9 protein-coding genes are annotated in these 15,942 nt (G+C 53.4%); 5 read left to right on the top strand and 4 right to left on the bottom strand.

Features of this window, described 5'->3' with window-relative positions; translation table 11 throughout:
* Positions 1-398 precede the first annotated feature (398 nt).
* The gene (locus V3851_RS24725) at positions 399-1,565 is read left to right on the top strand and encodes a S8 family peptidase (protein ID WP_331849109.1); all 1,167 of its coding nucleotides are present in this window, start codon (positions 399-401) and stop codon (positions 1,563-1,565) included.
* A 25-nt stretch (positions 1,566-1,590) separates the two neighbouring features.
* On the opposite strand, the gene argS is transcribed toward V3851_RS24725, so the two are convergent.
* The 4 genes from argS to V3851_RS24705 form a co-directional block, all read right to left on the bottom strand.
* Positions 1,591-3,270, bottom strand: coding sequence for an arginine--tRNA ligase (gene argS / locus V3851_RS24720; protein ID WP_331849108.1), 1,680 nt, complete (start codon positions 3,268-3,270; stop codon positions 1,591-1,593).
* 3 nt (positions 3,271-3,273) lie between these two features.
* Positions 3,274-3,693, bottom strand: coding sequence for a YwiB family protein (locus V3851_RS24715; RefSeq protein WP_331849107.1), 420 nt, complete (start codon positions 3,691-3,693; stop codon positions 3,274-3,276).
* Between the two features lie 267 nt (positions 3,694-3,960).
* Positions 3,961-4,788, bottom strand: a complete 828-nt coding sequence (gene speE / locus V3851_RS24710; protein ID WP_331849106.1) for a polyamine aminopropyltransferase — start codon at positions 4,786-4,788, stop codon at positions 3,961-3,963.
* Positions 4,789-5,080: 292 nt separating this feature from the next.
* The gene (locus V3851_RS24705) at positions 5,081-5,215 is read right to left on the bottom strand and encodes a hypothetical protein (protein WP_331849105.1); all 135 of its coding nucleotides are present in this window, start codon (positions 5,213-5,215) and stop codon (positions 5,081-5,083) included.
* A gap of 257 nt (positions 5,216-5,472) precedes the next feature.
* Between V3851_RS24705 and V3851_RS24700 the strand changes: the two genes are divergently transcribed.
* The 4 genes from V3851_RS24700 to V3851_RS24685 all read left to right on the top strand — a co-directional run bounded on the left by V3851_RS24700 (position 5,473) and on the right by V3851_RS24685 (position 15,878).
* Entirely contained in the window at positions 5,473-7,539 is a 2,067-nt protein-coding gene (locus V3851_RS24700; RefSeq protein ID WP_331849104.1) for a transglycosylase domain-containing protein, read from the top strand.
* Positions 7,540-7,679: 140 nt separating this feature from the next.
* Entirely contained in the window at positions 7,680-10,796 is a 3,117-nt protein-coding gene (locus tag V3851_RS24695; RefSeq protein WP_331849103.1) for a sensor histidine kinase, read from the top strand.
* A 3-nt stretch (positions 10,797-10,799) separates the two neighbouring features.
* A complete protein-coding gene (locus tag V3851_RS24690) occupies positions 10,800-11,903 on the top strand; it encodes a BTAD domain-containing putative transcriptional regulator (protein WP_331849102.1) in 1,104 nt (367 codons plus the stop codon).
* Between the two features lie 81 nt (positions 11,904-11,984).
* Positions 11,985-15,878 carry a fibronectin type III domain-containing protein gene (locus V3851_RS24685; RefSeq protein ID WP_331849101.1) on the top strand — a complete coding sequence of 1,298 codons (3,894 nt, stop codon included), beginning with the start codon at positions 11,985-11,987 and terminating at the stop codon, positions 15,876-15,878.
* Positions 15,879-15,942 lie beyond the last annotated feature (64 nt).

Raw genomic sequence — 15,942 nt, 5'->3', positions numbered from 1 at the left:
TAGTAAACCTTATTTGCCATTAAAAAGCAAGTTTTTAGTTGTGCCTAATACGTGTCAGCCGGAGAAAGCGGTCCCCTTGGCAAAAAGAAGAAGAGACGCCGGACCGTCGTCCGCCGCCTCATGACTGTATCCACTTCGAGAAGGAGCGAAGGCTCGCTTCCGAAAGATGGTGAAAGCCTAAGCGGCCTTCCCTCTATCCTATGTCCATTTGTCTGCTTTGACACGGTGGAGAAAGGCCCAATTTCGCCATAAAATCATGGAGGTATTTACCAACCGTATCGGTTGCTCCGCCGGGACTGAAGAAGCCTATTTTGACGAAACAGGGCCGCTTCCCCATACCGGGAGTTGGGTGCTGTCATACAATACTGCAACACGCTTCGTCAGGAGGGCTACCGATAATGGACTACGTAAGCTTCCTGCGGTACTTGAATGAACACATCGACACCTCCGGAAAAAGCGGTCGGCACATCATCCGCTTTGCACACCCGGCGCTATTCGCCGAACTTGTGCGGCAGTTGCGGAAGCGAAGAGCCCAATCCCCCCCCTTGCGACGGGTAAGGACCTCCTCTCTGCTCCAGGCCCTTTTCTGCCCGTTGCCTTTCCCGGACGAGAAGGTCCTGGGCCGGTTCGGCCTGCTTGTCGAAGAAGATAGCAAGGCGATCGTCCACTCCGCCGCGACAACGGGCAAAGAACAGTCCATAGGCACCCCTTGGGGAGTCCGGCGGATCGGTGCGCCTGAAGCCTGGTCGGTATCCACCGGGAATCAGATTCGAATCGGCGTCATCGATACCGGCGCGGATTTCAGCCATCCCGATCTGCGGAATTCGCTGGCGAGAGGCGTCAATCTGCTGAACCAAATGACCCCGCCCTATGACGATAACGGCCACGGCACGCATATCGCCGGGACGATTGCCGCCTCCGGCGGCTCCAAGGGTATGATGGGGGTGGCTCCCCGTTCTCTGATCTACCCAGTAAAGGCGTTCGATCATAACGGCTCCGCCTATGTTTCCGACATTATTCTCGGCATCGACTGGTGCGTCCAAAACCGCATGCATATTATCAATATGAGCTTTGGGATGAAAAACAAAAGTCAGGCCCTGCTAAATACAATACGCCGGGCGTATAACGCCGGCATCGTCGTCGTCGCTTCTTCGGGCAACGATAAGAAAAGCCGGAACGCCGACTACCCGGCACGGTATCCCTACACGATCTCTGTAGGGGCCACCGGCAGAGACGGAAAAATCGCGTCCTTCAGCAACTACGGACCACGGATCGATATTTACGCGCCGGGCGAAAAAGTCAAATCAAGCTGGCTCGGCGGAGGCTACCGCGAGATGAACGGCACCTCGATGGCGACCTCGCATGTCAGCGGATCGATCGCCCTGCTGCTCGCGTACCGCCCGGGGCTGTCGCCGGGTGAAATCAAAAGGCGGCTGCGCCGCACGGCTCGTCCTTTGGCCTCCCCGTCCGCCAAAGCGAAGACTGGCGCCGGGGAAGTGAACGCGGCGCGCCTGGTGCGCGGCAAACCGGCCGCGGCCGCAAAAAAACCGTCAGGGAAATCGTAATCCCTGACGGTTTCATAAATCGCGGTTACATCCGCTCCGGCGCGGACACGCCGATGAGCCCCAGCACATTCGCGATTACCGTGCGGACGGCGCCGAGTAGTACAAGCCGTGCCGCGGTTTGCTCCGCGTCCTCCGTGATGACGCGCTCGGCTCTGTAATAGCTGTGCAGCATAGCCGACAGCTCATAGACATAGCGGACGAGGCGATGCGGAGCGTAGTTATCGGCCGCCACCCGAATTTCCTCGGGAAGTTCGCCCATCTTTCGCAGCAGGTCGTATTCATGCTCCGCGGTCAATTTATGCAAATTCGCGCTGTCCGGCGACGGGATAGCGATCCCTTGCTCTTCCGCCTGGCGGAAAATGCTGCAGATCCGGGCATGGGCATATTGCACGTAATATACCGGGTTCTCGTTCGATGTCGAAATGGCGAGGTCCATATCGAAATCCAGATGCGAGTCCATGCTGCGCATAGTGAAGAAATAGCGGATGGCGTCGACGCCGACCTCGTCCATCAGATCGACCATCGTGACCGCTTTGCCGGTCCGTTTGGACATCTTCACCTTCTCGCCGTCCTGGAACAGGCTGACCATCTGGGCGATCAGGACCGTCAATTTCTCCGGATCTTTGCCGAGCGCCTGCATCGCCGCCTTTACGCGAGGGATATATCCGTGGTGATCGGCTCCCCAAATGTTGATCAACCGGTCGAAGCCGCGGTCGTATTTGTTGCGGTGGTACGCGATATCCGGCGTCAAATACGTATAGGTGCCGTCGTTTTTGACGAGAACCCGGTCCTTATCGTCCCCGTATTCCGTTGTTTTCAGCCAGGTTGCCCCATCCTGTTCGTAGGTTTGGCCTTTGGCGCCGAGTTCCTTGAGCGCGGCTTCCACTTGTCCGTTCTCGTACAGCGAGGTCTCGCTGAACCAAACGTCAAAGCCGACGCGGAACCGGCCAAGGTCGCGCTTAATCTTCGCCAGCTCCTTCTCAAGTCCGTAGGTGCGCAAGAAGTCGGCACGTTCCTCGGCAGACATCGACAGCAGCGCGTCGCCTTTCTCCGCGACCAGCTCTTTGGCAAAGCCCTTGATGTCCTCACCATGGTAGCCGTCCTCCGGCATTTCCGCATCTTGGCCCAGCTCCTGCAAGTAGCGTGCTTCGATCGACTTGCTCAGATTGACCACCTGGTTGCCGGCATCGTTGATGTAATACTCCCGGGTTACGTCGTACCCGGCGAAGTCCAACACATTGCACAGCGCGTCGCCCACAGCGGCACCCCGGGCATGTCCGAGATGCAGGCTGCCCGTCGGGTTGGCGCTGACAAATTCGACCTCGATCTTCTGCCCCCGGCCCGCCTCGATCCGGCCGTACTTCTCGCCTTGCGCATAAACCTGGCCGATGACCGGATACAGATAACTTTTGCCAAGGGTAAAGTTGATAAAGCCCGGGCCCGCAATTTCCGCTTTTTCAATGCCCGCTTTCGCATAATCGAGGTGGCTGAGGATCTCCTCGGCGATTTGACGCGGGTTCTTCTTCGCGATGCGCGACAACTGCATGGCCGCATTCGTGGCCAGATCCCCGTGCGCCTTATCCTTCGGCACCTCCAGCACGACGGCCGGAATCTCTTCCCGCTGCGCCAGCCCGGCTGTGGCTATCGCTTCAAAAACAGCGTCTTTAACGGCCTGATTGATTTGTTCCAATGGATTCTGTGTCATGATTCAAGCTTCCTCCTGTATATGTAAACTGATAGAGAAATGTCCCGACAGTTCCTCGTACACGTATAAGTCATATTCCCAGGCCACATGCCCGAAAGGACCGTCCAGCCTTGTCTCCAATGTCCGCGTGTGCGTGGACAGATTGAACTTCGTAAAGGGAGAGCGGTAAAATCCGGGCAGCCTACGCCCGACCTGAAAGGTTTGCTCCGATTCCACTTCGCCGTGGCGCATAATTTTCAGCTCGCCGCCGGTGATTTTGACTATGGTCCGCGTCGTTCCCCCGGTCGGCCCTTGCTCGGGCTCCTCGTACTTGATATAGGCCGTATCCCCCCGGACAAAGGCTTCTCCGATTATCTCCTGAACGGTTTCGTCCGCCCCCTGGCGGCTAGCCACCACAATTTTGGCCTTGTTCCGATCCGGCATGTCCCAAATCTCCATTCTATATATTACATCGTTTCCTATTGTACCACTATACCCGAGTTTATTGTTTCAATTCAATGGGCTGCATTCAGAGACTAATTCGGCATTAAAAAAACACCTCCTAGTCGAATAGGACTCCGACAGGAGGTGTTTGGCGCAAAAACTAAAGATTATTTTCTTCACAAAGCCCGGCAGCATCACGCGGATCAGCTTCGCCGCGACGATTTGTGCCTACCCGGTGTGATCATAGATCGGAGCGACTTTCTCCTCCTATTTCACCAGGTCTTCCACGAACTTCGGCAGCGCGAAGGCCGCTTTATGCAACCGTGACGTGTAATACTTGGTATTGAGCTCCGGAATCTTTGTTTCGTCGACTCCAAGCGGGTCATACGTTTTGCTGCCCATCGTAAACGTCCATAGACCGCTAGGATAAGTAGGAATGTTCGCGCCGTAAACGCGGACGATCGGGAAGATTTCCTTCACATCCTGGTTGACCTTTTGAATCAGGTCGGCCTTAAACCAAGGGTTGTCCGTTTGCGCGACGAAAATACCGTCATCTTTGAGCGCTTCATAGATGCCTTGATAAAAGCCCCGTTCGAACAGCGGAGCCGCAGGTCCCACCGGTTCGGTTGAATCAACCATAATCACGTCGTATTTGTTCTTGCTTTGAATAATATGCATATATCCGTCGTTCACCTGAACCTCGACCCGGGGGTTGTCCAGTTCACCGGCGATCTCCGGTAAATATTTCTTCGAATATTCGATGACCTTCCCATCGATTTCCACGAGTACGGCCTTCTCCACTTCGGGATGTTTGATGACTTCGCGAATAACCCCGCCGTCACCGCCGCCTACGACAAGCACATGCTTCGGATTCGGATGGGTAACGAGCGCCGGATGCGCTACCATTTCATGATACACAAACTCGTCTCTGATCGTCGTCATCACCATGCCGTCGAGCACGAGCATCCGCCCGAACTCCTCGGTATCGATCATAGCAAGATCCTGAAAATCCGTTTTTTCCGTTACCAAGGTTTCCCGAATTTTAGCCGTGATGCCAAAGACCGGGGTTTGCTTCTCCGTAAACCACAATTCCATCGTACAACCCTTCTTTCCGTCAGAATAGTGTTTAGCCGTCATATTAACCCAAACCGAAAACAGGGGTCCTTCGGATTCACTTCTTGCAAAGCTTCATTTCCTATATTGTACCAAACAAATTGTATAATAACACAGAAGCTGCAGCATTTGCGATATGCGCGAAAAGGGCGTTTTTACCTGCAAAATAACCTAAGCAGTCAAACTCGAGCGGCTATGTATCGGACACGAGTTCTATATGCAATATGAAAAAAAGACCGCTTTGGCGTTATGCCTCAGTGGTCTTATGCTCGTTCTATTGCTTCGTCTTTTGCGACGTTCCTTTAGGGGCTTTTGGATCTTCACCGGCAAATTCCGCATTAAGATTGGGAACACCTAATTTCTTTCTTACTTGCTTGGAGCTGTGCTTCGCATTATTCTCCTTGTTCATCACAATACACCTCCTCATGTCGGTAGTATTATGCGGTGAGCAGCTTCGCCCTATGCGCCTGTGATGGTCCCGGATAACAACTCGCCCATAACTTACCGCCTCTTTTTACATACATAACACGATGTATTATCAATAAACAGCAACCTTCCGCCGTATCGCCCGATAAAGATCGCCGTGCAGCCGATTTCCATGAATGTTCCGTTCCAAATTTCCCCATACTGGTCATTAGGGAACGAAGGCTCGGAAGGAGGCATTCCATGGATAGATTAGTCCGCAGCGGCAAGAAGGGAAAGCCAAAGCAGCGCCGAAGATGGCTATGGTTCAAATTGTTGGTTTCCGTCGGCTTCGCGGGACTGTGTGCCGCCGGTGTTCTGCTGCTCTATTTATTTCAGGCCGATTTGCCGGTGGCGAATTCCGACCGCAACTCGGTGCTGCTGGACCGGGAAGGAAGCGCGGTGACCGTTTTCTCGGACGGGGAACGGAACCGGCAGAGCGTGGCGCTCCCGGAGATTTCCCCTTGGCTCATCAAGGCCACCTTGTCGACCGAAGACCGCCAGTTCTACAATCATTGGGGCTTTGATCTAAAAGGGATGGCCCGGGCCCTGCTCGTCAATCTGAAAAGTATGGACAAGGTCCAGGGAGCCAGCACCCTTACCCAGCAATTGGCCCGTAATCTATATCTTACTCATGAGCGCACCTGGTCGCGGAAAATGAAAGAGGCGATGTACACCGCTCAGTTGGAGATGAAATACAGCAAAGACGAAATTCTGAACATGTATTTAAATGAAATCTATTACGGGCATGGGGCTTACGGTATCGAGGCCGCCGCCCGGCTGTACTTCGGCAAGCCCGCCAAAGAGCTCGATCTGGCGGAGAGTGCCATGCTCGCCGGCGTGCCGAAAGGACCGACTTATTACTCGCCCTACAATCATATGAAGAATGCGAAGGACCGGCAGAAAACGGTGCTGGCGGCCATGGTCACAACGGGCGAGATCACCGAAGCGGAAGCGGATAAAGCCTACGCCGAAATCCTGTCATTCCAATCGCAGGAGCAGCGCGCGACGGTCAGCAAGGCTCCCTTTTTCCGCGATTATGTCCGCAGCGTCGTGGTAGATGAGCTCGGAATCGACGAGAGTCTTCTGGAGCACGGAGGTCTGCGCATTTATACGACGCTTGATTTGAACGCCCAAGCAGCGGCGGAAGAAGCAGTAGCCACTGGGCTCACCGGCACAGACGAGCTGGAGGCCGCGCTGGTGTCGATCGATCCGCGCAGCGGCGAGATCAAGGCGCTGGTCGGCGGCCGCAACTATGCGCAAAGCCAGTACAACCACGTCTTCGCCACGACCCGCCAGCCGGGATCGAGCTTCAAGCCGATCATGTATTTGTCGGCTCTAGCCTCCGGGAAATTGACCAGCGCCAGCAAATTTAACAGTCAGCCGACCCTATTCCATTACGACGACAACCGTAAAACCTACAGCCCGAAAAACTTCGGCGATAAATATTTGGGCGATATCGATATGCGGCAGGCAATCGCCGCCTCCGACAATATTTACGCCGTCAACACGATCATGACGGTCGGAGCGGAGCAGGTGGTCGAACTCGGGCGGAAAATGGGCATCACCAGTCCGCTGCAGGCGGTGCCTTCGCTCGCCCTCGGCACGTCCCCGGTCAGCCCGTTCGAAATGGCGACGGCGTTCGCGGTAATCAGCAACCAGGGGCGGAGCGTCAAGCCCGTCGCCGTCCTGAAGATTACCGACGCCGAGGGCCACACGCTGTACGAAGCGCCGTCCTATCAGCAAGAGCAAGTCGTGGAGCCGGCAGCCGCTTATGTGCTGACGCAGTTAATGGAAAGCGTGTTTGAGACCGGCGGCACCGGCAACCGGGTATCGTCCGAGATCAAGCGGCCGGTCGCCGGCAAGACCGGAACGACCAGCACGGACGCATGGCTGGTCGGCTTTACGCCGGAGCTGTCGACGGCCGTTTGGGTCGGCTACGATAAGGGCAAGACGCTCGGCACGGCCGAGTCCCGCAAAGCGGCGCCGATCTTCGCCAAGTATACGGAGAAAGCGCTGGAAAAGGTGCCGCCGAAGATCTTTCCGATACCGGACGGCGTAGTGAGCGTCTATATCGATCCCGCCACGGGCAAGCTCGCGACCGCCGATTGCCCGGACAAAAAGCTGGAGGTGTTCCTGCAGGGTACGGAGCCGACGGAGTTTTGCACCGAGCACGGAGGCGGCGAAACGCCGGCCGAGCCGCTGCCGGTGGAGAAGGAGCAGGAATCCCGCTCCTGGTGGAGCGATTTGAAGCGGTGGTGGATGAATTAGAGTTCCTTTTTGGTAGCTTGGCCTATGGCCAAGCTATTTTTTTGCGATTATTCCGAATTCTTATATTCCAATCATCGCGATTACCATTAAAATAGTAGTCATTCCATAAAGTTCTTATCCCAGCATAGAGGAGCCGCCCCGTGACCAGAAGGATTATAGCCATTTGTTTGATCAGCTTGATTTTTGTCGCACTTATTCCGCTATCCATTATTAAGGATAACCGTCAGCCCGCGAATGCTTTGCAGGTCCAAAACGGTGTCATGGACCTCTCCGCATGGGATTATGAGGAGCATAAGGAAATTAAATTGGACGGAACATGGGAGTTTTATTGGCAGAAGCTACTCTCCTCCGAGGATTTTATGAAAAAGGATGGAGAGAAGCCTTCTTATACGACGCTCATGCAAGTACCGTCGCTGTGGACCGAAAAATCGATCGACGGCAAGCCTTTGCCCGCCTACGGTTACGCCACATACCGGGCGGTGCTCAAGAACTTGCCCCCCGGTAAGGTGTTTGGCTTAAAAAAGGAAAATATCCGCTTTTCAAGCGCCATATATGCAAACGGACATAAGCTGTTCGAGGACGGCAGACCTTCCGGCCATGCGGCGGATTATCTGGCCGGCAATATTCCGCAGATGGGGCTGTTCACCCCCGACCAGGGGAATGTTGAAATTATTATTCAGGTCGCCAATTACGACTATATCAACGCAGGGATCCCGATGTCTCTTTATTTTGGCGAACAGTCGGTAATGGTTGAGCAAAGCCAGAAGAGCCTGGTGCGCGAATTCGGCACGATTGTTATTCTCGGCACCCTGGCGCTGATTTTTTTCATCTGCTACCTGGCGGCGATGATTTACCGGAAGCAGGACCATGCATTGCTGCTTTCTGCAGTGATCTGTCTGCTCTTCGGCATCTATCACGGCCTGATTGGAGAGCGCTCGCTCCTGTTATTTATGCCGGGAATATCATTTGAAACGGCATATAAATTAAAGGACATGGTCTCCATAGCCTGCTTTATCGTATTGGCGGTCTTCTTTTACCAGATGCAAAAAAACATCATTTCACTAAAATTCGCCCAAGCCGTCGGTGCCGTGCTGGGCTGCTTTCTGCTCCTGATTCCGTTTCTGCCGATTCATACCTACACCTTGATTAATCCCTATATCATCGTGGTCTATGAATCGCTGCTCATTTGGCTGCTTTTAAAGGCCGCCTTGCTCTATGTCCAAAGTACCGCGGTCAACCGTTTCAAGTCGATGCTGCTGTTTATGGCGATCCTGGCGATCAATCTGTACTCGCTGGCACTGCTTCTGTTCGCCTTCTCCGTGGAGGAAGGGCTCGGGCTTGGGCAGTTCTATGTTGTTACGTTCAGTCTGATCATGACTTTTATGATCGTGCTGCGCTTTTTTGAGGCCTATCACACGATTGACGAAATGAAAAATCAGCTTCTCCGCCTTGACAAAATTAAGGACGATTTCCTGTCCAACACTTCGCACGAGTTAAAAACGCCGTTGAACGCCATCGTGAATATTACGGATACCCTGTTAAAAGGAGCCGAAGGACCGGTTAATGATAGACAGGCCCATAATTTGACGATCGTCATGGACAGCGGAAGAAGACTCAAATATCTGGTAAACGACTTGCTGGATTATTCAAAAATGAAACACGGAGACATTATTCTCTATAAAAATAACGTGGATTTAAAAGCCGCCGTCGATGCCGTGATCCGGGTTCATCTGTTTTTATTGGGCGGAAAAGAGCTTGTTCTCGTCAACAGCGTGCCTGACGGCCTCCCCCCCGTATACGCGGACGGCAACCGGCTGGCGCAAATCTTGCATAATCTGATCGGCAATGCGGTCAAATTCTCCGAACGAGGTGCCATAGATATTAGCGCTGAGGCGGTTCGCGGCAAAGTCCTGATTTCGGTTAGCGATCCCGGTATCGGTATAGCTCCCGATATGCAAGAACGTATATTTAACGCTTTTGAGCAGGGGAATGTCGCAGAATCTATGCAATACGGCAGCGGAACCGGCATCGGATTAAGCATAACCAAGCGGCTCGTGGAGCTGCACGGCGGTGATATTACGGTGGCTTCCGAGCCCGGGCAGGGCTCGGTGTTCACCTTCTCTCTGCCGCCGGCAACGCCTTCTTTGGATAGGCTTACGGCGTCCCCCGAGAAGAAGGAGTTTCTTCGGCAAGACAAGGCCGTTAGCGCGAATATCGAATTTCCTTTCCGGCTTGACGGTGAAATCGATGAGCCGATTCTGGTGGTCGACGACGATTGGGCCAATCTTCAATCGATGATCAATCTGTTCAAGCTGGAGAGATATTCCGTTGTTGCGGTGAACCGTGGCCAAGCGGCGCTGGAGGAACTGGCCAACAACCGCGACTTTTTCCTTGTGATTCTGGACATTACGATGCCGGATATGACGGGCTATGAATTGTTGAAAAGGATTAGGGAAAGATTCTCCCCCTTCGAACTGCCGGTGCTCATGCTAACCGCCACAAACCGCGTTTCCGACATGAAGATATCGATGGAAAACGGGGCAAACGACTTCGTCTGCAAGCCGTTTGAAGCTGATGAGCTGATGGCGCGCGTCCGAAGTTTAACCCGATTGAAAGCGTCCGTCAAGGGCGCCAAAGACGCTGAAGTCGCATTTTTACGCTCCCAGATCAATCCGCATTTCCTGTATAACGCGCTCAATTCCATTGCCGAGTTGTGCATAAGTGAGCCCGAGCAAGCGGAGGCATTGACATTGGAGCTTTCGCGGTATTTAAGGGGCAGCTTCGACTTTAAACAGCTGGATTCGCTATCCACGCTGGAGAAAGAGCTGGAGCTGGTGGAAGCTTATATCAACATCGAAAAAGCGCGTTTTGGGACCAGACTGCAGGTAGTCTATGAGATCGATGCCAGTCTCCATCTCCTGATGCCTCCGCTGATTCTGCAGCCGCTCGTTGAAAATGCGATCAGACACGGCCTGATGTCCAATTTCCAGGGAGGAACGGTCAGTATTACGGTACGAATGAGTCGGGATCAGGAAATCAACTTCGTTGTGGAAGACAACGGGTGCGGAATGAGCAAGCGGAAATTGGATGAAATCTTTAGCGGGACTGCGGGCAGACAAGGCGTAGGTCTCTGGAATATCAGCCAGCGCATCAAGCTTCTATACGGCAGGAACATCACCATTGAAAGCGCGGCAGGAATAGGCACAAAAGTCTCCTTCACTATTCCTGCGGAAACGCTCAAGCGGATTGGAGGCTAAATCATGTTCAGAGCCATTATAGTTGATGATGAAGAGTTGTCGGTCAAACGGTTGAAGCGAATTTTGGCCGAGAGCGGGGAAGTTATGTCCTGTCATGACTTTCTGAATCCGCTCGAAGCCTATGAATTTGCGAAGAGGAATCCGATAGATATCGCATTTCTTGATATATCCATGGCTGAGATTAACGGGATGACGCTTGCCGGACTCCTGGATGAGCTGGATTCCTCCATTGAAGTGGTGTTTGTAACCGGTTATGACGAATATGCGGTGCAAGCCTTTGAAGTGAACGCGCTTGATTATCTTTTGAAGCCGGTAACGGCTCAGCGGGTTGCCAAAACGTTGGGCAAGCTTAAGAAAAGAAATGGGAGCCCGGCAATCAGGCCCACTTTGGCGGTACAGCTATTTGACGGCTTCCGGATTTACCGGCCGGACCGGGATCAAAAGCCGATAAAGCTGCGCAGCCCGAAAACGGAGGAACTGTTCGCCTTCCTGGTCTGCAAGAGATCCGTCAGCCGCGAAGAAATTATCGATACGTTGTGGAGCGGCCTTGCCCCCGATAAAGCATGGAAAAACTTGAATTCAACCCTGTATTACATCCGAAAGGCGCTCAGTGAAGCCGGAATGGATAAATGCCTGCATGCCGACAGGAACGGAATCCGGATTGTGGAGAACGGTTTATACTGCGATCTATTTGAATTCGAACGGTTGTTGAAACTAATCCTGCGGACGACCGCCGAAAACACCGATTTATTTAAACAGGCGGAATCGCTATACTCCGGGCCTTTATTGAAAGGCAGGGCTTACGAATGGATCGGCGAGAAAACGCGGCGGCTCGAACAGGATTACACGAAGGTGCTGGAGCTCGCCGCAAGATTCTATCTCGAACGGAATGAAACGCAGGAGGCGCTGCATTATTTCGGTGAAATTATAAAGCTGGATGCATTAAGAGAAGACATCAGCCATGAAATCATTTCATTATATATCAAGCTGGGAAGAACGAATGAGGCGTTAAGGCATTACCGGATGCTGGAGCAGCTTTTACAGCGGGAGCTGGGAGTAAAACCCGGCCCTGAGCTGCAAAATTTAATTGGGAAAATGAACCAATAGTTGTTTATTTTTTGTTTATTCATTTTTTATACAATAGGGGCTATCAGTCGATATTTGTCATCTTTAGAAGGGAAGAAGCGCATGAAGCAATCATTATCGAAAATAGCCATCAGCACTACCCTATCCCTCGGGCTTGCCGTATCCGGTATTAGCCCTGTTCTGCCTGCCATGGCGGAGTCCATTTCATATACCGAGTGGACGGATAACAGCCCTTTCGTCATCGCTCCGATCATCGAAGATCAGCCGGATATTCCCGAGATCCTAGTATCTTCGCTTCTGGACGGAAAAGTACAGAATCCGGAGGTCACGGGAATTGCCGTTGTATCCACCGGCGACGCCGGCGGAACCTGGCAGTATTACAACACGGGAAACGGCCTTTGGTACAGTATCTCATCTGCATCGGATGCGAACGCCTTCCTGCTTAAAAGCACGGATAAGCTGAAGTTTGTGCCCGCCCAAGACTGGAACGGTAAAGCGGTGCTCACTATGAAACTTTGGGATATTTCCGAGCTTCATAACTACACTTACGTAGACACATCTGCTTACCCCGGACTCTTTAGCGATACAACGGGAACAGCCGAGATAACGGTGACTCCGGAAAATGACGCCCCCTATCTTACGGACGAAAAAGGCGGAGCGTATATTGGCTTTGATGGGAGTGGGGATTATTTATCCGTCCCCGCCTTCCCGCTGTACAACGATTCCTTTACGATTGAAGGATATTTGAAGATCGACCGCTACAATCAATGGATGAGATTTTTTGAGTCGTCCGACGGGGCGAACAGCAGCAATATTTTCGTCGGCTTTGACAGAGGAATGATGAATTTCTCAGCGTATGTCGGTGCCATCATTCCCATTGGTTCAAACAATATTACGACATCAGCGACATTTCCGCTCAATAAATGGGTGCATGTTGCAGCCGTTTATGACGGAAGCGGCAAGCAAGGCTATATATATTGGAATGGTGAATTAATGGCTAAAGGCCCTATGGATATAAGCTCTTCGAGTACTTCCCGGTCCAATAACTGGCTGGGCAGAAGTTCCTGGGCCCAGGATCTTTATTATGCCGGCGGAATGAGAGATGTAAGGTACTGGAGTACGGCCCGCAGCCAGAATGATATCGTGCGTGATATGAACGCCGATCTGACCGGGTCGGAGGCAGGCCTGGTTGCCGACTATAAATTGAATGAGCCTATCGATTCCAATATTGCGGTTAGTACACCGGAGGGAAAAGACGGTTCCCTGGTCGGGAACACCTGGAAACAAGATGCAGGGTTTATCGGATCGACAACGACCTACAAGAACAGATCGGCGGCAAGGTCGTTTAAGGTTTATGATATCGATAATGCCGACATAAATGTAACTGCCGTTTCGTCCAATCCTGCACTGATATCTAACGACAATCTCGTTATTACCGGCAGCGGCGAGCAACGGACTCTGACGATGACGCCGTCGCCCAACGCCGTTGGTTCGGCTGAAATCACGGTAACCGTTGATGATAGAGAATTAATCTATAGCTCTTCGTTCAGGTTGGTTGTGATCGATGAAGGCGAGAGCATCGTGAGCGGGGTAATCCTTGATTCCGACACCTTGGATTTAACGGTAGACGGACCGGGGCAAACACTGAACGCAACGGTTCTCCCCGAGGATGCAGCAAACCAGAATGTGTCCTGGGCCTCCAGCGACGCCTCGGTGGCATCGGTGGATGGGAATGGATTCGTGACCCCGGTCGGTCCGGGGGTCGCGACGATAACGGTTACGACAAGTAACGGAAACTATACCGCTTCGGCAACAGTCAATGTTGCCGCCAAGCCTGACGCACCGACTGCCGTAACGGCAATACCGGGCGACGGCGAAGCTACTGTCAATTTTACGGCCCCTGACCATGACGGGAACGGCCCGATAACGGAATATACGGTAATCGCAAGCCCGGGAGGAATACAAGCCACCGGAACGGGCAGCCCGATCACAGTTACAGGCCTGGACAACGGCACGGAATATACCTTTACCGTTATCGCGACCAACCGTGCCGGCGATTCGGCGGCTTCGGCGCCATCGAACATCGCCATTCCCAGACCGCCCGCACCCGGCGCTCCGGTCATGAAGGCCCCTGTAGCCGGAAACGGCCAAGTCGCCTTGTCTTGGGAAGGTGTGGACGATGCCACCGGATATAAAGTGTTCCAAAGCGAAACTCCGGATGCGTTTGAAACGGAAGTAACGACCGTCACCGGCTCGGTGTACGAATACACGGTGACCGGGTTGACGAATGGAACAACCTACTATTTTGTGGTGAAGGCCACCAATTTGGGATCGGATAGCGAGGCATCCCTGCCGGTAAGCGCCACTCCGGTGACCGTTCCGGGAGTACCTGCCGATGTGAGAGCGGTCGCCGGAAACGGCAAAGCCACGATCACCTTTACGCCGCCAACGGATAATGGCGGAAGCCCGATAACAGGCTATGAAGTTACGGCTTTGCCTGGCGGCATGACAGTAACCGGAACCGGAAGTCCGATTACGGTGACGGGCCTGACGAACGGAACAAGCTATACGTTCACGGTTCGGGCGATCAACGGCGTGGGCGGAAGCGAAGTTTCGGCGGAATCCGCCGCGGTAACGCCGCGCTCCCCGTCAAGCGGAGGCGGAGGCTCCTCTTCTTCTTCATCCTCGTCATCGTCAACATCGACACCGGTAATAACGCCACCGGCTGCGCCGCAAGCACCGGATAACAGCGTGGACATTCTTATCAACGGGAAAGCAGGAAGTGCCGGAACCGTAGCGACAAGCACACGAAACGGACAATCCGTAACGACCGTGACGCTGGATCAACACAAACTGGCGGATACGCTTGCCGCCGAAGGCCGGAATGCGGTGATCACGATACCTGTTGTCACAGAATCGGATATCGTGATCGGAGTGCTGAATGGCCAGATGGTCAAAAACATGGCGGACAACGAGACCGTTTTGGAGATCAAAACGGACCGGGCCACGTACACCCTGCCTGCACGGCAAATTAATATCGATTCCGTCTCCAGACAAATCGGGGAATCGGTAGCGCTGCAGGATATCACCGTGCAGATCGAAATCGCCGAGCCTGCCGCGGATACGATACAAATTGTGGCGGATGCGGCGGTCAAAGGAAGCTTTACCGTAGTTGCGCCGCCGGTTGATTTTACAATCAGAGGCATCTACGGGGACCAAACGATCGAAGTGACGAAATTCAACAGCTATGTGGAACGGCTGCTTGCCATTCCGGACGGAATCGATCCAAGCAAAATTACTACCGGCGTTGTCGTTGAGCCCGACGGAACCGTACGCCATGTACCGACGAAAGTCGTTGTCATCGACGGTAGCTATTACGCGAAAATCAACAGCCTGACCAACAGCACCTACACGGTGATCTGGCATCCGCTTGAATTCAGCGATGTGGTTAATCATTGGGCCAAGGATGCCGTAAATGACATGGGCTCACGGATGGTCGTTGACGGTGTCGGCGATAATCTGTTCGACCCGAATACGAACATTACCCGTGCCGAATTTGCGGCTATCGTCGTGCGCGGACTCGGGCTCAAGCTGGGTGACGGGGAAACGGCCTTCTCGGATATCCGCGCAACCGATTGGTACAGCGGCGCGATCGAAACCGCCTATGAATATGAGCTGATCAACGGATTTGAAGACGGCTCGTTCCGGCCAAACGAACAAATTACCCGCGAACAGGCGATGGCGATTATCGCCAAGGCGATGAAAGTGACGACCCTGGCGGACAAGCTTCCCGACCAAACCGCGAATGATACGCTTCTTCCTTACGCGGATGCGGAGGTTGCCGCCAATTGGGCGCTTGAAAGTATTGCGCATTGCCTGCAGGCCGGCATCGTAACGGGCCGGAGCAGCTCCGAGCTGGCGCCGAAGTCGAACATTACAAGAGCCGAAGTTGCCGCTATTGTACAACGGCTGCTGCAGAAATCGGATCTGATTTAAAACTTCTAAATCATAGCAAAGGGGATCCCGATAGTGGGATCCCCTTTGGTCTATTAGGGCCTGG

Origin of the sequence: Paenibacillus haidiansis, from assembly GCF_036553665.1 — a bacterium.
GTDB lineage: Bacteria > Bacillota > Bacilli > Paenibacillales > Paenibacillaceae > Fontibacillus > Fontibacillus haidiansis.
The sequence above is the reverse complement of the archived record's forward strand: the minus strand, read 5'-3'. Positions and strand labels throughout refer to the sequence as shown.

Coding starts and splice junctions, on each gene's coding strand:
- V3851_RS24700 (WP_331849104.1), top strand. CDS start 5,473: ATGGATAGATTAGTCCGCAGCGGCAAGAAGGGAAAGCCAAAGCAGCGC.
- speE (WP_331849106.1), bottom strand. CDS start 4,788: ATGGAATTGTGGTTTACGGAGAAGCAAACCCCGGTCTTTGGCATCACG.
- V3851_RS24685 (WP_331849101.1), top strand. CDS start 11,985: ATGAAGCAATCATTATCGAAAATAGCCATCAGCACTACCCTATCCCTC.
- argS (WP_331849108.1), bottom strand. CDS start 3,270: ATGACACAGAATCCATTGGAACAAATCAATCAGGCCGTTAAAGACGCT.
- V3851_RS24715 (WP_331849107.1), bottom strand. CDS start 3,693: ATGCCGGATCGGAACAAGGCCAAAATTGTGGTGGCTAGCCGCCAGGGG.
- V3851_RS24725 (WP_331849109.1), top strand. CDS start 399: ATGGACTACGTAAGCTTCCTGCGGTACTTGAATGAACACATCGACACC.
- V3851_RS24690 (WP_331849102.1), top strand. CDS start 10,800: ATGTTCAGAGCCATTATAGTTGATGATGAAGAGTTGTCGGTCAAACGG.
- V3851_RS24705 (WP_331849105.1), bottom strand. CDS start 5,215: ATGAACAAGGAGAATAATGCGAAGCACAGCTCCAAGCAAGTAAGAAAG.